The sequence below is a fragment of the Nevskia soli genome, assembly GCF_903970205.1.
Lineage (GTDB): Bacteria > Acidobacteriota > Terriglobia > Bryobacterales > Bryobacteraceae > Bog-113.
In genome coordinates, this window is sequence record NZ_CAJCHS010000160.1 from 1 (window position 1) to 19,294 (window position 19,294).

Consider the following 19,294-nt stretch of genomic DNA (forward strand, 5'->3'; position numbering starts at 1 on the left):
TACGACGACGCTATTCAGCAATACCGCGCGGCGCTCGAGAAAGCCCCGGCCAACGCGCAGCTGCGGATGAACCTGGCACTCGCTTACTACAAGAAGGGCGACCTGCCGCAAGCTACCGCGGAACTCACCGTGCTGCATGGAAATGCCCCCGCCGACGTCCGGGTGGCGACGCTGCTGGGCGATTGCTACCTGCGCGCCGGGCGCTTTGCGGATGTGGTCACCTTGCTGCATCCTGTTGCGGATGCTGATCCCGCGGTGAAGTTCGAGCTCGGGACTGCGCTGATCCGCACCGGCAAATTGCGCGAGGGTTTGGATTTGGTGCAGAAGGCGGCGGAACAGGGTCAAAGCGCCGAAGCGTATCAACTCGCGGCCGACACCTACCTGAAGATGAACGAGTTCGAGCGGGGGATCGCCCTGGCCAACGCTGCTGTCAAGCTGAACCCGAAGCTGCCGGGCCTGATGACGCTGAGCGGCCGCCTGAAGCAGTACATGGGCGATTACACCGGCGCGAAGGCCGATCTGCGGCAGGCCATCGTAGAAGACCCGAACGACTTCGAGGCGCACGTCGTGCTGGCGGCCATCCTCAACGGCGAGCGCGATCTGGATGGCGCGCAGGACCAGGTCAATCGCGCGCTGGCCCTGCGGCCGGACGCCACGCTCGCGCGCTATGAACTGGCGCGGATCGAGAAGACACGGGGCGATGTGAAGGCGGCCGTCGCGGACTTGGAGAAGGTGGTGGCCGCGGACCCGAACTGGCTGCGCCCGCATGTGGAGCTGGCCACGCTCTATTACAAGGTCAACCGGCCGCAGGATGGCGAGAAAGAACGGGCGACGGTGGAGCGGCTGCAGAAGGAAGGCGTGCAGCAGCCGCCCGAAGCGCCTAGCGAGCAGTCTCCTTCACGTTGATGGTCCGATCCGCCGCGACATCGTGCAGCGTTTGCGTGCCGCCTGCGGGCCAGTGGACTTCGATGGAATCGGCCTTGGTGTCGGGGCCGAGCCCGAAATGGACGGGTCCGGCGCTGGATGACGCGTAACAGACGCTGGTCGTCATGTGGTTATACTGCGCGCCGGATTTCGATGTCAGCTTGACGGTGGCGCCGATGCCGTCGCGATTGCTCTTTACGCCTTCGAGCGCGATATCGAGCCAGTGGCCGGACGGACTGCGATTCATCCAGATCTGCGCGGGCTGCGAGAGCGCGGTGGCGACGATATCTATGCGGCCATCGCCATCCAGATCGCCGAACGCGCAGCCGCGGTTTCTACCCGGTTGCGCGGCTCCGAATCCGGCTTCCTCGGTGTAAGCCTGCCACTTTCCGCTTGCGCCGGGATTGCGAAACGCGGTGTTGAGCTGATTGATTACCGTGCCGGGGAAAGGCAGCGATAACACATCGCCGCGGGTGACGAAGATATCCTTCCAGCCATCGTTATCCAGGTCGTAGAACGCGCTGCCGAAACCGGCCATGGGCAGGGTGAGCGCGCGAATCCCGGTGGGCGTAGTTACATCGCGGAACTCGCGGCCTTGCACGTTCATCAGCAGCGGGAAGCTTTGCTTGGTTAGCGTGACATAGGAGAGGTCAGGGTAGCCGTCGTTGTTATAGTCCCGGAAATCAAGACCCATGCCGGCTACGAAGTTACCGTCTTCGGGGAGCGCGACGCCCATCGGGAAAGCTACTTCTTCGAACTTACTGCCGGTGTTGTGATAGAGGTAGTTATAGTAAACGTCGTTGGTGACAAAGATATCGGGACGGCCGTCCAGGTCGTAGTCCGCGATGCCCACGCCCATCGCGCGGCCCGGTTTGGAGTGGAGTCCCCATTGCTCGGAAACATCTTCAAACTTACCGTTGCCTTTGTTCAGAAAGAGGCGGCTGGGCGTACGGTCGTACTTTTCGGGCGTACAGTATTCGTCCTGATCGCCATGGAAACAGCGCGGATCGTGGTTATAGTTCCAGCGCGTATAGTTTCCGACGAATAAGTCGAGCAGGCCGTCGTTGTTGACATCCACCCAGGCGGCGGTAACTGCCCAGAGCGGGCCGATCTCCGGGTCGGGCAGGTTGAATCCGCCTGCTTCGTCTGTTACGTCGGTGAAGGTTCCGTTGCAGTTGTTGTGGTAGAGCGTGCTGTGGTGAACTCCGGCGACGAATAAGTCGGGACAGCCGTCGTTGTCGTAGTCACCCACCGCCGCGCCCATATCGAAACCTGTTCCGGCTAGACCGGCTTCGACAGTGACATCCGTGAACTTACCGTTGCCGTCATTGCGGAAGAGCCGGTTGGAGTATTTGGGATCGTCTTTCTTCAACGTCGCGATGTTGGCGCCGTTGGTGAAGAAGATATCGGGACGGCCGTCGCGGTTGTAGTCGAAGATGGCGACGCCTCCGGCCATGGTTGCGGGAGTGTGGCGTGGCGCAGTCTCGTCGTTTTCAAGTTTGAAAGGGAGCCGCGATAGAGAGAAGTGAAAGGGGGACGACGCGGTTTCCGAGATAGCGGCAGCCGCGATCACGGCTATCAGGACCGCTGTCGAAACTACGGCAGCCGCCCGAAGCGTTGAGTACATAAGCTTCCAGAATAGCGTGCAGACGTGAAAAAGGGGACTGGCCGAAGCCAGCCCCCTGGAGCGTTCCAATGGCCGAAGCCGTTTAGAACTGATACTTGGCGGCGAATTCAATTACGCGGCGGCCGGTATCATATTGCGGCTTACCGTTAGTAACCGTGTTGGTATTGGTCTGAGACAGCGTACCGGTGCTTGGGTTGGAGAAGCTCAGCGCCGTGTCGCCGTTAGACAGCACATTGAAGGTCGGCAGCGGGTGATTAATGAAGTTGAACGCTTCGAACCGGAGTTGAAGCACCTGGCGCTCCGTTACGTGGAAGTTCTTGTAGAGCGAAAGATCGCTGTTGAAGAACGCCGGTCCCTTGATGTACGGCCAGACGAGGTCGCCGACCTGACCGGGAGCCGGCGGCGCGAAGCAGCCCGGGTTGAAGTATTGACCGGACGACAAACCTTTGCGCGGGTCGCAGGTAAGCACCGGAAGCAGGGTGAACGCATTGGTACCCAGATAGTTCGTGGCGCTAATTCCAGTCTGGTTGCCATTCGTCGGGTTCGTGATGGTGCCGTACCCGACGTTCAAATCTCCGCCCGTATTGGGCTGGATGGGAGCGCCGCTTTGCCATTGCGTAATTCCGGAGAGTTCCCAACCGTTGATCGTACCGGAGAGCAGCTTGTTGCCGTGGATCGGTTTCGGCAGGTTCCAGACATAAGCCGCGTTGAAGATATGGGTGTGATCGTACGCGAGGACGCCGTAGTTGGCTCCCGCACTGTACGGGTAGACCAGGCTTCCGTTACCGCCGCCGTTACTGGTCTGACCGTCGCGGATACCGAGTACCTTGCTGAAGGTGTAATTGATGGTGAAGGTCATCGGACCGGACTGCTTTTGCCACGAGGCGATGGCCCCGTTATAGTTCTGCGAACTATTATGTCCAATCAGCGTCATGCCGGTGTAGTTGTGAAGCGGATAGTAGTCGTTCGTGGGGAAGTTCGTCGAGAACGGGTTGTTGACCACACCCGTGATCGGGTCGGGCTGGAAGTAGGCTCCCAGCGGGACGTTGTCGATGTTGCTTAAGTTGCTATCCGACAACAGATCGTGGCTCTGGTTACCGGCATACTGCACTTCCAGAACGGAATGCCAGGCGGTGCGTTGCGAGATGGTGAAGTTATAGCTCTCGGTGTAAGGCGTCTTGTGGTCGTTCATGGTGAGAACGCCGCTTACGGACGAACCTAACCCGGCCGCGCCCAAAGAAGGCGAGAACTGGTTGAACGAGTTGTACCCGATACAGCAACTCCACGTAGTGCTTTCGGAGACGTTTCCGAGAGGCGCCGTGTAAGCCGCGCCGCTAACGTTGTTATACGAGAGCTGGTAGCGATAGAGCCCATAACCGCCGCGGATGACGGTCTTGCCGGTACCGAAAAGGTCGTAAGCAAAGCCGCCGCGCGGCTCCAAGAAGAACGGTCTCGAAGGGAAGCCGGAGATTGGAATCGATTTGTTGATCGCGTTCCAGGTCAGACCTGAGTAAGATCCCGCGCTCGACGTATTGTTGTAAAGCGCCGGATCCCATACTGCTAGGCCGGGTCCGCTTGACGGATACCATTCACCCATGTGATCAAATCGCATTCCCAGAGTCAGATTCAACCGCCGGGTTACCTTCCAGTTATCGTTGGCGTAGAACGAATACTGGTGATAGTAGAAATTCGACACGAACGCATTGCTTTCCTGCGAGAAGCCGGTGATACGAGCCGTGGCGAAATCCGCCGCAACGTTGCCGGTGCTGTTGTCACCATAGTTTTCGTATTCGACTGCGCCTTGAGTCGGGGACGAGAAGTTGCTATCCGTCTGGTTGTTTCGCGCGAAATCCCAGTAGAAGCCGAACTTCAAAGTATGGGTGCCGACGACCTTGGTCAGGTTGTCGGAAATCGACGGCGCTTGCGAGAGCTTACCGAAGTCTCCACCGGTGAAACTCTGTCCGAAAGTCGGAGCGAAGTAACCGGGAAGACCGGTCCAACTCAGTTGATTCGGGATTTGCGGGGTTTCGGCATTCTTAAACAGGCCCGTCATGCTAAATCCAACGGTCGACGGATTCACCGCCGACGGATCGGTAAGCGAGATGGGATTGATGAAGGTGGCGTCAGCAAAAACGAACTCGTTAGTCAGCGAAGGAGTGAAGATATGCGTCCAGTTTGCGCTGTACACGTTCGAAACCTGATGCGCGGGCATCGAGGACGGATAAGGAAGATCGCTGTTGGTTCCCCACCAGATGCTGATCGGGTTGAGATCGGTTTCATCTTGGCGGTTCCAGGAGAAGAATACTTTGTCTTTCTCGCTGATGTTATAGTCGCCGCGAAGCCGAAGTTCCCACCGGTTCACCGGGGTGTCTTGCAGGTACTGATAGTTGGCGCCGCTCGGGTTGTCCAGCGGGTTGATGTTGGGTTGCGGGAAAGTCTTGTAGTAAGCGGCGGAGTTCGGATCGAGCAAACTTGCCGGGATTATCCCGCCCGGAAGAGTGAGGCCGTTCGTGCAGCCCGTGGGGCAAGGAGCCTGGCCCATATCTTTGTAGGGACCATTGAGGAAGTTAGAGCCCAGGCTGGCCAGATAAGACGGGCTGAAGTTACCGCCCATCATCTCGGAGGTCGGGATGAACCGCTCAATCAGCGAACCCGCCGGCTGCTGCTTCATATATTCGTAAGCAGCATAGAAGAACAGCTTGTCGTGGTTCTTGTTGAACGGAACTTTCGGGATGATCACCGGACCGCCGATGTCGCCGCCGGGGTAATAGTAGGAGTCGTTCGGCTTGGGCGTGCCGGTCGCGTTGAACTGGGACTGATTCGAATTGAAAACGCCGTTGCGCGCATATAGGTAAGCATCGCCGTGGAACTGCGACGTACCGCTCTTTCCGATGGCCTGGAAGGTGATCGGTCCCTTGGCATACTCTGCGCCGTACGCACTGGTGTTGATGGTGAATTCCTGAATCTGGTTCTGGTTGATGTTCGAGGTCTGCGTTCCCTGGTTGCCGGGATCGAGCAGGTTCGCGCCATCGGAAGTCATCGTCATGCCTCCGTTAGGCTGCGTGCCCTGCGCGGAAAATGCGCCGATTGGACCGCTGTTGCTCGACGTTGTCAGGCTGCTCCACTCGGATTGACCCAAACCGTTGTTCATACCCATGCCGGGCATGATCTTGATCAACTCGGCAGCGTCGCGGCCTTGAATGGCGAGTTCGGTAATCATGTGCTCGTTCAAAGTTTGACTTGTGGCCGGAGTGTCCGTGGGGACGATCACGTCGGCGCCCGAGATAACCTCAACGGTCTGCTTGCTGGTGCCGATCTGGAGCGTGATATTCGGCAGGGTCAAGTTGGCGCCCTGCGTCATGGTGACGCCCTTTTCTTCCCAAGCCTGGAAGCCCGGCGCCGACACGTTGACCGTGTACTCGGCGGGCAACACAGCCGCGAAGTCGAAAAACCCTTGTCCGTTCGCAGTCGTTCGGCGCTCTTCGTTGTTGCCTTGGTTAGTGATTACGACGACAGCATGTGGAACAACCGCGCCCGTGCTATCGGTAACCGTGCCGCTGATGGAACCGCTGGAAACCTGGGCGGATGCCGAGGTGTGGAAAACGAAAGCCGCCAAGACCAATGCGGCAAACAACTGTAATACACGTTGGAGTCCGCGCGTACGCGGATGTGGTAGTCGAGACATGGACCTCTCAATCCTTCCGTACTGAAGCGTTTGGAGTTGCTAGTTGCAAAGTATTATCACGTCTGCCGGTTATTTGTCAAATACCGAAAATTGATGGGAATGGAAATAGTTGAAAAGTAAGGATCTCTAGGTGCAAAAAGGTACTAGCGGCTGCCCTTTGAAATGGTCTAATTTTGATGTGGAAACACGCTGTTCACATGAATGTGCGGCACAGTTGCTGTACAAATGTCTGCTTTCGGGGAGGGATGAGTTAGAGGTCGCGGACAACGCGGAACCCGATATTCCCCGCCGATGTATCCGGTGAATTCCCGGTTCGCGCGGAGTTGCGGTAGCGGTAGCAGTAGGACTCATGACATAGGTAGGAGCCCCCCTTAAGGACGCGTGTGGCTCCGGTCGGGGGGCCCACAGGATTCCGCTGCGAGGCGAGGGCATGCCAGTCGGTGTGGAAATAATCGGCGCACCACTCCCAGACGTTGCCGATGACCGAGAACAAGCCGAATCCGTTGGGCCGGAAACTATCGACGGGGGAAGTCCCGGCGAAACCATCCTCGGCCAGGTTGTTGTCCGGAAACTTGCCTTGCCAGATGTTACACATATGGCGCCCGCCGGGTAAGAGCTCGTCCCCCCACGGATAGGTTGTCTGCTCGCGGCCGCCGCGGGCCGCATACTCCCACTCGGCCTCGGTCGGCAGCCGGGTTCCGGACCAATCGCAGAAAGCTTGCGCGTCGGCGAAGGAGACGTGCGCGACGGGGTGGGTGTCGAGTCCGGCTAGCGACGAATCGGGGCCGAAGGGACGGGACCACGAAGCGCCGTCGACGCGAAACCACCAGGGCGCGCCTAAGATGGCAACGCGGCTCATCGGGTGTTGGATCTGGTCTTTAAATACAAAACTCCAGCCGAAACGTTCCGCGTCCGTCCGGTAGTTTGCAGCGGCAACGAACTCCGCGAACTGTTGGTTCGTAACCGGGTATAAGGAAGCGAAGAACGGGTCAAGGCCGACCCGCCGCACGGGAGATTCACCGTCGAGCGGGAGTGTATCCGGAGCTTCCGAACCCATCAGGAACCAGCCGCCGTCCAAGCGGGCCATACCCTGAGTGGAACCGCGGGTGGCTTTGCGCCTCGCCGCGCTGCGGGCGGCAGAAATCCGGATAAGCGTCAGGCGCTCCCGGCTCGGTACACAGCAGGGTTGCGGGGGGACGGGCGACATCAGCGATCCGGGTTAGAAGCTTCGCTCTCCACGGGGACGCGCTGGATGTCCGCCTTTAGCCGGAGCGCCTCGACAGACATCATAAGTGTCTGATGTTCAGCCATGGTAGTCAGTACACGCTCGATGTCGCCGCGAACCGAATCGAAATCCGCGGAGCCGTCGAGTTGTCTGCCCCGCAGCTCGGCGATATGAAAGCCAAAGGGAGTTACAAAGATGCCGCTCCGGCGTCCGACATCGAGAGTACGCAACACATCCTCGAACTCCTGCACCATTCTTCCGCTTGGGAAGGCGCCTAAGTCGCCGCCGTTCCCTTTGCAGTCCGACCAACGCTCGGCCACGGCTTCGAAAGGCTCGCCGCTCTCGAGTTCGGCAAGCGCGGTTTCGATCGCCTCGCGAGCTTGGGCTTCAGTTTGGAATTCATTCACATGCTTTACGATGTGCGCGGCGTGGAATATCTCTGGGGACCGGAAGTTATGTCCGTGCTCGGCATGAAAGGCTCGAAGGTCCGCCTCGGTGGGTTTGTACGCGCCGGCTACCAGATCGGCGAGAGTACGGTTTACCCGCAGCTCCATCTCGATGCCCGCTCGCAGGCGGCTATCATCAAACCCGGCGCGGCACCCACCTAGGATTTTCTGGCGTTCCACCTCTTTAGAGATGAGATCCGGATCGATCGGCCGCGGGTCGGCCCTCGCGGTTTGTTCGACAAGCGTGCGGCAAATGAGGGAATGCTCGGCAGCGGCTCGCACCTGCGCGGATCGCTGAGTTTCGTCAGGGATGGCGCGCAGGTTCGGATCGAGTTGCAGGCGTTCGCTCTCTAACTGCAGAGCATTTTCATCTATGTACTGTCCGTTGACGATAATGCGGTGCATCTCTATCTATCATAAGCGCCCGTGTTGCCGTTGACTAACCAGCTTCCGAAATAGGCAGCTTAGCAGTTTGCGGAGCCTACATACGCAATATAAGCGGCTAGCGCGGCCTGCGCGGCGCTAGCGAACTGCGGCAATTGCAGGTAAAGCTCGCCGGTGGCCGCCGCGTTGAATGCCGATAGATAGCTGGAAGGAAGCATGTCCAACTGATTCGGGCCGGATAGCGCGCTATTACCCACCTCACTGACGTTACCTTGCGTATAGTTATAGAACTCATACTGTTGCGTCTTCGAGGGGTCCGGCGTGGTCAGGCCGCAAGGCCAGAAGCTGTACATTCCGAGCTTCGCGCCGCCGTAAAAGGTGACGCTTCCGACAGTCATCTGCACGGTGGTATCAACGGTGCGATAAGCGATGGCGTGGGTCTGCACGGGAGTGCCGTTGATGGCGGCAGATGCGAATTCGTCCGATGTGTGAAGAATGTACGGCTGGTATCCCGGCCCGTTTTGATTCGAAAACTGAGAAAGCCGCCTTTGTGCCGGCGCCGTACTTAGAATTGCATCCAGTATGGCTTCCCGTCCACTCAGATATGTGTAAGGATCCGCCGAATTATTCCTCCATTCGGAGTTTCCGAGCGCCAGAGTATAGAGGAAAGCGAATATATCTACACTAGAACAGACAAACGACCGAATTCGCTGCGACGAGCCGGGCGAGTAAGGCGGCCGCATCTTAGGAAAACTAACGAAGAGCGGAACGTTGATGCTTTCGTCGTAAAGCGCGGCGCCCTTGGTGTGCAAGCTATGCGAACCGCCGTACTCGCCGTGGTCAGACGTGAACATGATGATCGTGTTGGAGGAAAACTGCGAGGCCGCTAATGTATTCAGCACGCGCCCGATCTGATAGTCCGCGCAGGATTGCATCCAGAAATAGTAATTCATGAATGTCAGCCAGCCATTCGTGTTGAGAACCGCGCCCTCAACGGCAGCTAGATAGCCTTGAAAGTACGTTTGAAGGCTAGGCTTGCCGTAGCCGCTACTTCCTTGTAATGAACTTTTATATCCATAAGGCTGACTCGCCGGGTTGTCCGAGACATTCCATTGGACGGGCAGGCTTCCGTTTGGAGGGGGGCTTCCGGTTACGGGATACAGCGACGAATTCAACGGCGGAATGAAGTTATCCGGTTGACTTGAACTGTAAGCGACTCCAGATAAGGGCGGTGGCTGGAACCCGTAGTTCCCTCCTGCCGATGTAGGTGCGGCGAAGTTCCCGGCTCCAGCCGTGGTACCGGCCAACCCAAAAGACACCGGAAAGGCGGTAATGTCGTGGGGATTGACAAAGCTGACAGCCGCAAACCAGGGCTTTGATGGCGGGGCGTTCGGCATCCACTGATTGATAAACCAGTTCGCGATGGCGCCGTCGCTTACTTCGTTATAAAGCAGCGTCTGAATGGACGCAACGGTCACTGGAGGGTTCTGCGTGCCACTTCCGTATGGCCAACTATTGTAGCCGTCGTTTCCTTCATTCTGCGTACCCGAGGGGGAGGCCAAGGAGGAATTCTTCGGCAGATTGAGAGTACCGGCCGAAAAGCCGTAGTCACCCGGCCCGTTAGCGCCCGGCCCGGAACTATTTGGCACGGCGTCCGATAGGTGCCACTTTCCAATCCAGCACGTCTCATAACCGGCTTGCTGAGCAAGCGCGGCTCCAAAGGTCGGAAACCCGGTCTGCAAGACAGGTTGGCTGGTACTGAGCTGCGTCTCAAACATGAAGGTTTGCTGGGAGTACAAACCAGTAAGGAGGGTGGCGCGACTGGGGCTGCAGTCCGTCGCCGCAACAAAATAGTTGGGGAAATTGAACGAATGCTCCCGAAGGAAGGCAATATTGGGTAGCATCTGGTCGATCGCGGCTTGTCCCCCGACAGGCAGCCAGCGCGGTGTCCTTAGCTGATCAACCATGATCATTAAGATATTGGGTTGGTTGTAACCGGGAGTCACTCCGGCAGGGCTACCCGCGACGGGCGTGTAGACAGGCGGGGGATAAACTCCTACGTTGAGAGCGTCTCCGGCCGCGGGAGCAATGTTGCCGAACGAGTCCTGATAAAGCGGGAAAGGGTTCTGCGCGCCGGCCGTCTCGCCGGTGAGAATACCTGCGGCCGTGGCGGCCACAGTTCCTAAGAACCCTCGTCTACTCAGCCCAGTGTTGACGTCCGATCCCTCGTGAAGCTTTGTCTTGTAATTCATTGGCGAGTAGAAATCCAGTCTGATCAATTTTCTGCGACCGACTGCGAAGACGCAATCGACAAAGGAAGTGTTGGAACCATTGGGGAACGCGGCATCAACACTTTGAACTTCCGATATAGGTTAAATACGCAGCTTTTGCTGCCTGGGCCGCGTTGCTCACTTGAGGATACTGGAAATATAGCTCGTTGGGCGCTAGTGTGTTGTAAGCCGCCAGGTACTGCGACGGAAGAACGTCAAGCGCGGTCGCACTTGTTAGCGCGCTGTTGCCGATTTCCCCAACGTTACCGAGGGTGTAGTTATAAAACTCGTACTGCTGAGGCTTCGTCGTATCGGGCATGGTCGAGCCACAGGGCCAGTAGCTGTACATTCCAAGCTTCGCGCCTCCGTAGAACGTGACTCCGCCGATGTTCATTTGAACGGTCGTATCAACCGTGCGATATGCGATCGCGTGACCCGGCTGCGGAGTTTGCGTCCCGGGAATGACGGGTGACGGGTATTCATCAGTCGTATGAAGTATGTACGGCTGATATCCCGTACCGTTTTGATTCTGGGCCGGCGACAATCGTCTTTGCGTGGGCGCGGTGCTTAGAATCGCATCCAGCAAAGCCTCGCGGCCGCTCAGATAGGAATACGGATCCGCGGAGTTGTTGCGCCAACTGGAGTTACCGAGGGCCAGCGTGTATAGAAAAGCGAACATGTCTACACTCGAGCAGACGTATGGACGAATCCTGGCCGTACTCCCCGGCGCGAAGGGCGGGCGCATCTTCGGGAAGCTGATGAAAAGCGGTACATTCATGATTTCGTCGTAGAGTCCGCCTCCCTTTACGTGCATCCCATGCGATCCGCCATAATCTCCATGGTCGGAGGTGAAGATAATGACCGTATTCGAGGCAAAAGTAGAGGCGGCAAGCGCATTCAGCACGCGACCGATCTGATAATCAACGCAGCTCTGCAGCCAAAAATAGTAGTTCAGGAAGATGAACCAGGCACTTGTTGTCTGGATGGAGCCGCGCGTGCTATTCACTACCGCTTCGAAGTAGGCCTGAAGGCCGGGCTTCCCCCATCCGCTGCTATTCTGCACACCGTACTGCTGAGTCAACGGATTATCCGCAACGTTCCACTGGACCGGCAGGGTCCCATTTGACGGGTAAAGCGAGCTATTCAGCGGCGGGATATAGTTATCCGGTTGGCTTGACGAGTACGTATAACCCGTGGTGGGCGGCGGCTGATACCCATAGGCATACGGCTGAGCGGGTGTCCCGAAAGTCGGGGCTCCTAACGCGAAACCGTACGGGAACGCGCAGATATCGTGCGGGTTTATAAAACTTACCGACGCAAACCACGGCTTCGAGGTCGGCGCGCCGGGCAGCCACTGATTGATGAACCAATTGGCAATTGCCCCGTCACTTATCAAGTTGAACGGCACACCTGTAATAACCGGTACGGTATCTGGAGGGCTGAGCGTTCCACTTCCGTAGGGCGGTTGGTTGTAGCCAACGTTTCCCTCATTTGAGAATTCTCCGGATGGAGAGGCCATGCTGGAATTGCACGGTAAGTTGAGACTACTTGCGTTGAAGCCGTAATCACCGGCGCCGTTCGATCCCGGCACTTGCTCATTGGGGGAGAAATCGGACAAGTGCCACTTACCAATCCAGCAGGTCTCGTAATTGGCTTGCTGGGCGAGTGCGGCGCCGAAAGTCGGAATTCCCACCTGCAGATTGGGTTCGCTTTGAGACCCTTGTGATGCAAACATGAATGTCTGCTGCGAGTACAACCCGGTAAGAAGCGTCGCGCGGGACGGTGTACAGTCCGTGGCAGCCACAAAATAGTTTGGGAAGTTGAATGAATGCTCCCGAAGAAAAGCGATATTCGGCAGCATCTGGTCGATCGCGGATTGTCCCCCTGGCGGCAGCCATCGCGGAGAACGCAATTGATCGACCATGATCATGAGGATATTGGGTTGAACGTAGCCAGGCGTAACGGCTGCCGGACCCGGAGCGGTAGGATTGTAGACCGGCGGCGGATAAACCCCTACGTTCAGGGCGTCTCCGGCCGCGGGCGCGATGTTACCGAACGAGTCCTGGAACAGCGGAAATGGATTCTGGCCCGATGCCGTCTCCACGTCGAGAACACCCGCGGCAGTTGCGCCGAGGGCGCCTAGAAACTCGCGCCTACTAAGTCCCGAGGGAATATTGGACTGTGTTTCCCGATTGCTTGTCTTGGTATCCATGGAGTGAGTTAGTTAATGCACGGTTTGTTGAAGCGACGCGGAACTTCCAAGGAAGTTCGTGCTCGCAACGAAGGTTGCCGTGACCGTATCCGTCCCGGACGGCAGTACCGACGTCGAGATCGAAGCCTTACCCCCGGACAAGGTCGCAGAGCCGAGCGTAGTCGAGCCGTACGTAAAGTTAACGGTCCCTGTCGGAGTGATACCACTCGCAGTGACAGTTGCGGTGAACGCAACCGTGGTCCCCTTGGTTGAGGGGTTCTTCGACGACGCGATGGTTGTGGTGGTGGTAGCCGCGTTCACGACCTGACTGAGAGCTGCAGACACGCCGGATGCATTGTATGAGTCGCCTCCATAAGAAACGGTGATCGAATTGGAGCCGCTTTGAAGACTCTGGGTCGTGAAGGACGCAGTTCCACCCGAAAGCGTTCCCGCTCCAATCGCAGTTGACCCGTTCTTGAAAGTGACGTTTCCCGTCGGCGTGGGGCCCGCGGAAGTGACTTTCACCGCGAAAGTGACTGCTTGCGGATACTTGGAGGGGTTGAGACTCGAGCTGAGAGTCACCGTCGTCGCGTTAAGCTTTACGACCTGCTCTATAGCACTGGAAGTGCTTGTTTGGAGAGTACTGTCGCCGGCGTACGTTGCTGTGATGGAGTGCGTTCCAGTGGTCAAAGCGCTAGTCGAAAGAGTCGCAACGCCGCCGGCGGTTGTACCCGTGCCGATTGAAGTTGAGCCGTTATAGAAAGTGACCATTTCACCGTTAGGAATACTCTTCGACTGCGGTTGGGTAATTGTTGCCGTGAATGTGACCGGGTTTCCGATGGTTGACGTTGACGCGGAAGACGTGACGGTGGTCTTTGTCGAGTAGAGGGTCACAACCTGACTTAAGGACGACGAGCCGCCCGCGAAGTTTGAGTCGCCGGAATAGGCCGCGGTTATGGTATAGGTTCCAGCAGTGGAAAAGGTGTAGTAATTGACCGCCTTCCCTGCTGAAAGTGTCACGGCTGAGCCGATTTTGGTTCCGTTCTCTGAAAAAGTAACTGTGCCGGTGGGCGTCCCGCCGAATGGCCCGGTCAGAACGGCGGTGAAGGCCAACTGAACACCCACGGCGGAGGGATTGTAACTGGAAGTCAGCGCGATCGTGGGCGTGGCAACGTTCACCTGCTGGGATATAGATCCCGTAACTGAGCTGTAGAACGAACTGCCCCCAAAAGCCGCCCCAATCGTTTGAGTTCCCGTTGACAGGGGGGCCGTGGTAAACGATGCCACACCGCCGGAAAGAGTACCGGTCCCCAGCGTCGTGCTCCCCTTTGTAAAGGTAACGGTTCCCGTCGCTGGGCCCGTTCCCGCCGGCGTACCGACCGTGGCGTAGATGGTGACTGCCTGGTTGTAGCTCGACGGGTTCTGACTCGATGTCACCGTCATTGTGGTCGGGGCTGCTCCAACCGTTTCCGATGTTGTGCCTGTACTTGGCTGGAAGTTAGTATCGCCGCTGTAGACCGCCGCGACCGATTGAGTTCCAGGGCCGAGAACTGATGTCGTTAGTGAAGCCGAACCTGAGGTTAGCGGAACGACTCCCAACGTCGCCGCCCCGTTAGTGAAGGTAACGGTCCCGGTTGGGGCGCCCGGCGCGGAAACAGCCGATACGCTGGCTGTAAATGTGACCGACTGCCCATAGGACGGCTGGCCCACGCTCGACACGAGCTTGGTCGCACTCTGCGCCTGGGTCACAACCTGGGACAGGGCGGCGTTACCGGAAAGATAGTTCGCATCGCCGCTGTACGCGACCGAAATAGACTGAGTACCAGGCAATAGTCCGGTTGGAGTAACCGAGGCCGAACCGGCACTCAAAGTAACCGTGCCCAGGTTTGTTGCACCATCGGTGAATGTGACTGTCCCGGTCGGGGACGCCGCACCTTGTGGCGGAGTTATGTTCGCGGTGAATGTGACAGGCTGACCGTAAACTGATGGATTCAGGCTTGTAACAAGCCCAATAACAGCGTTGGCAGGACTGATAGCCTGCAGAAAAGTTCCGGCACTCGGCTTGAAATTCTGATCGCCACTGTAGGCTGCCGAGATGGACTGGCTTCCGGGGCTAAAGCTTGACGTAGTGAACACCGCGCTTCCGGCCGTCAAGGGGACTGTGGCCAAGGGGCTGCCGGAATCCGAAAACACGACTGAGCCGGTTGGAATTACCGAATTCGACGGAGAACTAATCGTCGCCGTAAGCTCTACCGAGGCCCCGTAGGAGGACGGCGTCGCGCTCGAACTGATCACCATGTTAGTGAAGGCGGGTGTTACCGCTAAGCGGCAGACCGACCCGAAGCCGTTCGCGGCCCCGCTCGCCGTCGTCATATAGAAGTTCCCGTCCGCTCCTAATGTCAGCGCCGCTGCGGGATTGCTCCCATCCGGGCCGGCGAAGCTGTATAGAGTATTCAGGGCTCCCGATGGAGTGATCGAAAAGATCGTTCCGAACTGCGCATTGGCTCCGCCGCTTGTGGTGGTTCCGTAGAAATTACCATCGCTCCCGAGATATAGTCCGGCTTTCGAGCCGGATCCATCAGCGCCCGCGAAGTTATAGATTGTCGTCAGAGCGCCGGTCGGAGCGATCTTGAAAACTGTTCCGTAAAGCGCGTTTGTTCCTCCGCTGCTTGTGGTCCCGTAGAAATTGCCATCGGTTCCCAAGGTCAATGCACCGAATGGCGCTGATCCGTCAGGTCCAGCGAAACTGTAGAGCGGAGTAAGCGCCCCGCCCGGTGTGATTCTAAAGATGCCTCCGTTATTATTCGCAGCCCCTGACACCGTCGACCCATAAAAGTTACCATCGCTTCCCAAGGTCAACGCGGCGCTTGGGTTGGCGCCGTCCGAACCCTGGAAGCTATAGAGCTGCGTCAGCGTTCCAGCCGGTGTAATCTTGAAAATAGTTCCATAAGGACCGTTGGAGCCGCCGCTGCTCGTAGTTCCGTAGAAGTTTCCGTCAGTCCCAAGTAGTAAACCGGTCGCCGGAGAGGAACCGTCCGGCCCGGAGAAGCTATACAGCGTCGTAAGCGCACCGGCCGTAGTGATCTGGAAGACGGTGCCGTTGTTCGTCGTCCCCCCGATCGAAGTCGTCCCGTATAGACTTCCATTACTGCCGAACGCTAGAGAACTAAGCGGCGCTGCGCCATCCGGTCCTGAGAAACTATAGATGGTAGTCAGAGCGCCCGCGGGAGATATCTTGAAGATTGAACCTTGCGAGTTGGCGCCGCCCGTCTGGGTCGTACCATAGAAATTACCGTCGGTTCCCAAGGTGAGTGGCCCTGAAGGGCTGCTTCCGTCCGGCCCAGCGAAGCTGTATAAAGTCGTCAAAGGCGACTGGACCGATGAAGTCACCGTCTGGACGAGCGACGTATTGCTCGCCTGGTAGTTTAGGTCCCCCGAATAGACGGCGCTGATCGTGAACGTACCTGGAGCGACGAAATTGAGGTAGACAACGGCTTGGCCCGACGCCAATGGGACCGGCGAACCTACGGGAGAGCCATTTTGCGAGAACGTTACGGCGCCTGTCGGGTATCCGCCGTTTTGACCGGTGATTGTTGCGGCGAAGGTCACCTGCCCCCCAACGCCAACCGGATTGGCGCCTGAAGTAAGCGAAAGGGAGGTCGATGCCTGGTTAACCGATTGCGGTAAGGTAGCCGAGCTGGGCAATAGAGCCGAGTTACCGCCGTAAGAAGCGGATATCGAGTGGCTCCCTGCGCTCAAGGCTGCTGTGGTCAGGGAAGCCGAGCCACCGGTCAGGGGGACCGCACCCAATGAGTTTGACCCGTCCATGAAAGTAACGGAACCGGTGGCACTCGCCGGATTTACCTGCGCGGTGAAAGTGACCGGTTGGTTGTAAGTACTCGGGCTTAAACTTGACACGACCGATGTGGTGGAAGTCTCTTGGCTTACAACCTGAACCACCGTTCCGCTACTTGACTGGAAGTGTGCGTCGCCGCTGTAAGATGCCGTAATCGGATGCGAGCCGGGACTTAAGGTCTGCGTTGTCAATACGGCGCTCCCGGCGGTGAGAGCTACCGACCCTATGGGAGAACCTCCATCGCTGAATGCGACCGTTCCGGTCGGCGAATACGGTCCGCCCGCGGCCGCCACCGTCGCCGTCAAATTAACTGGAGTGCCATAGGCAGCCGGATTCGCGCTCGATATAACCGAGGTCGTCGTGCAAGGCGGACAAGCCACGAAGCGGAAGATCGTGCCGTTCCCGGCTCCGCCGCCTGAAGTCGTTCCGAAAAAACTCCCATCGCTAGCTAAGGTCAGGGAAGCAGTGGGATTAGCGCCGTCCGCCGCGGAGAAAGAGTGAACAGTCGTCAGCGTTCCGGCCGGGGTTAGTTGAAAGATTGTCCCGTAAACCGGCTCGGATCCGCCGGCTACTGTTGTCCCGTAAAGATTTCCGTCAAGGCCCATCGCCAAAGCAGCTCCCGGAACAGCGCCGTTGGCTCCGGAGAAGCTATTAAGGATGCTCAGAGCGCCCGTTGAAGTCACACTAAAGACGTTTCCGAATTGGGTATTGGCGCCGCCGTTAGAAGTAGCTCCGTAGAAAAGTCCGTTGCCGGGAGTCAACGATCCAATGGGACCGGAGCCGTCAGTGAACCCGAAACTATAGAGTGTCGTCAGGGAACCGGCGGGAGTGATCTGGAAAACGGTTCCATAGTAGCTGTTGGCGCCTCCGTTTGCGGTTGTGCCGTAGAAATTGCCGTCGGTTCCCAGGGTCAGCGCCGCATCGGGAGACGAGCCGTCCACACCGGCGAAGTTGTATAGGGTGGTAAGCGTGCCGGTTGTAGTTATTCCAAACACGGTCCCGTAACCGTTAACGCCGCCGCTACTCGTCACGCCGTAGAGGTTCCCGTTGCCGGCCAACGTGAGACCTGCGAACGGGTAGGAGCCATCCGGACCGGTAAAGGTGTGGAGAGTCGTGAGGGCTCCCGCCGGCGTTATCTGGAAGACCGTGCCTGTGCCGCCCGGCGCGCCGCCATTGGATGTTGTGCCGTAGAAGTTGCCATCGGCGCCGAGAGCCAGGGGTCCGTAGGGATTCGAGCCATCCGTGCCCGCGAAAATATGGAGTGTGGTGAGGGCTCCCGACGGGGTTATTTTGAAAACCGTACCGAACTGATTGGTCCCGCCGCCGGCGAAGGTGGTTCCGTAGTAGTTCCCATCAGGGCCTATCGTCAAACCGGCATTGGGAGTTGAGCCGTCCGTTCCAGCGAAGCTATACAGCGTCGTCAACGACGAGACAACCGGCTGGGAATATGCGAAGCCGGTCAAAATGGCCAACATCGAAGGAAGCACGAGAATGCGATGGCTGCTCAAACTGGTGATTTTCATTTACGGGCGTATGTGAACTCCGAACTGCGGCCTCCTCGTCAACATCACCAATTATAGATATGTTCCGGGCAACCGCGGAAGGTGGATTCCGCCAAAGACAAAATTGTCTTTTGTCCTTTGTACAGGAAGTGTTAGTGTACGTCAAGCTTTTTTTTTAATAGCACCAAACGTCGAACTTGACTGCGGGTTGGAGTGTATCGTCGTGCGTAGTCCGAGTAGTTAGAAATCAGTCTGCATTTTTTTTTTGATTATTCATCAGGTTCGGATCAAAGACGTAGCATCGAGGTTAGTTCTTTCTTAAGTAGCTTTCGGAGGGATGCCGCGCGATCCATTGAGCTTAGCGTCACGGGTCAAAGAGTCCGAAGCCCAATCTAGTCCAGAATTTCGCCGATTCAACCGCGAATTTAAAACTAATTGGCCAGAGAAATCGTAGGTTCAAGAAAGCACTTACAAAGCTGCCGTACACAGACGACACGACCCTTCGTCGACTAAATCACTCGAGATACCCAAGACACCCTGCCGCTCAACTCCATCTCAGAACGCGTGTCTTAGAACGCGTGTCTTAGAACGCGTAGTGGTACGCGTTGGCGGCGACGATCTTCAACTCGCGCTCGCTGAAACCGAATGTGTCGCGGGCGATCTCGAACTCCCGGCTCAAGGTGGTTTCAAAGATCGCCGGGTCGTCGGTATTCAACGTGATGGGAACACCGGCATCGAACAGACGCCGCACAGGATGCGCTTCCAACGAAGGAACGGCGCCCGTGATTACATTGCTCGTGATGCAGACCTCCAGCGGGATGTCTCCCTCCCGAAGGTGCTTCATCAGAGCCGGATCGTCAACGGCGCGGATGCCGTGGCCGATCCGTTGCGCTCCGATGCGCAGCGCGTTCCAGATGGACTCCGGCCCATCGGTTTCCCCGGCGTGCGCGGTTAGCCGCAGCCCTCTATGTTGCGCAAATGCGAAAACGTCTGTAAAGAGGAGCGCGGGGCCGGCCTTCTCGTCGCCGCCGATTCCGAACGAGACGACGTCCTTATCGACGAAGTCCGCGGCGGTCTCGGCCACGCGCATCGCGGGTCCGGCGCCGAACTGGCGCACCGCATCGAAGCACCACTTCACGGTCACTTCGGGGCAGCCGCAGGAAACGCTATGGATCGCTTCGTAA

At 57.8% G+C, this 19,294-nt stretch carries 9 protein-coding genes; 1 reads left to right on the top strand and 8 read right to left on the bottom strand.

Annotated features, from left to right (window positions below):
* The coding region (locus H1Y01_RS07360; RefSeq protein ID WP_180539796.1) for a tetratricopeptide repeat protein at positions 1 to 906 on the top strand (906 nt) is incomplete at its 5' end.
* On the opposite strand, the gene H1Y01_RS07365 is transcribed toward H1Y01_RS07360, so the two are convergent.
* The 8 genes from H1Y01_RS07365 to H1Y01_RS07400 all read right to left on the bottom strand — a co-directional run.
* Complete coding sequence (locus tag H1Y01_RS07365; RefSeq protein ID WP_180539797.1) at positions 881 to 2,551, bottom strand: CRTAC1 family protein; 1,671 nt, start codon at positions 2,549 to 2,551, stop codon at positions 881 to 883. The two genes, H1Y01_RS07360 and H1Y01_RS07365, sit on opposite strands and share 26 nt — an antisense overlap.
* Positions 2,552 to 2,633: 82 nt before the next feature.
* Positions 2,634 to 6,236 carry a carboxypeptidase regulatory-like domain-containing protein gene (locus H1Y01_RS07370; RefSeq protein ID WP_180539798.1) on the bottom strand — a complete coding sequence of 1,201 codons (3,603 nt, stop codon included), beginning with the start codon at positions 6,234 to 6,236 and terminating at the stop codon, positions 2,634 to 2,636.
* A gap of 250 nt (positions 6,237 to 6,486) precedes the next feature.
* Entirely contained in the window at positions 6,487 to 7,323 is an 837-nt protein-coding gene (locus tag H1Y01_RS07375; protein WP_219341357.1) for a formylglycine-generating enzyme family protein, read from the bottom strand.
* Positions 7,324 to 7,442: 119 nt separating this feature from the next.
* Positions 7,443 to 8,312, bottom strand: coding sequence for a peptidylprolyl isomerase (locus H1Y01_RS07380; protein WP_180539800.1), 870 nt, complete (start codon positions 8,310 to 8,312; stop codon positions 7,443 to 7,445).
* Positions 8,313 to 8,371: 59 nt separating this feature from the next.
* Positions 8,372 to 10,468 carry a sulfatase-like hydrolase/transferase gene (locus H1Y01_RS07385; protein ID WP_180539801.1) on the bottom strand — a complete coding sequence of 699 codons (2,097 nt, stop codon included), beginning with the start codon at positions 10,466 to 10,468 and terminating at the stop codon, positions 8,372 to 8,374.
* A 169-nt stretch (positions 10,469 to 10,637) separates the two neighbouring features.
* Positions 10,638 to 12,773, bottom strand: a complete 2,136-nt coding sequence (locus H1Y01_RS07390) for a sulfatase-like hydrolase/transferase (protein ID WP_180539802.1) — start codon at positions 12,771 to 12,773, stop codon at positions 10,638 to 10,640.
* Positions 12,774 to 12,785: 12 nt separating this feature from the next.
* Positions 12,786 to 18,131, bottom strand: a complete 5,346-nt coding sequence (locus tag H1Y01_RS07395; protein WP_180539803.1) for a choice-of-anchor tandem repeat GloVer-containing protein — start codon at positions 18,129 to 18,131, stop codon at positions 12,786 to 12,788.
* Between the two features lie 562 nt (positions 18,132 to 18,693).
* Positions 18,694 to 19,294, bottom strand: a 601-nt coding sequence (locus H1Y01_RS07400) for an adenosine deaminase family protein (protein WP_257644424.1), incomplete at its 5' end; no start/stop codon positions are given.

Bases quoted from the DNA above. Each gene is read 5' to 3' on its own strand.
- H1Y01_RS07365 (WP_180539797.1), bottom strand. From the start codon at position 2,551: ATGTACTCAACGCTTCGGGCGGCTGCCGTAGTTTCGACAGCGGTCCTG.
- H1Y01_RS07370 (WP_180539798.1), bottom strand. From the start codon at position 6,236: ATGTCTCGACTACCACATCCGCGTACGCGCGGACTCCAACGTGTATTA.
- H1Y01_RS07375 (WP_219341357.1), bottom strand. From the start codon at position 7,323: ATGGCCCGCTTGGACGGCGGCTGGTTCCTGATGGGTTCGGAAGCTCCG.
- H1Y01_RS07380 (WP_180539800.1), bottom strand. From the start codon at position 8,312: ATGCACCGCATTATCGTCAACGGACAGTACATAGATGAAAATGCTCTG.
- H1Y01_RS07390 (WP_180539802.1), bottom strand. From the start codon at position 12,773: ATGGATACCAAGACAAGCAATCGGGAAACACAGTCCAATATTCCCTCG.
- H1Y01_RS07395 (WP_180539803.1), bottom strand. From the start codon at position 18,131: ATGAAAATCACCAGTTTGAGCAGCCATCGCATTCTCGTGCTTCCTTCG.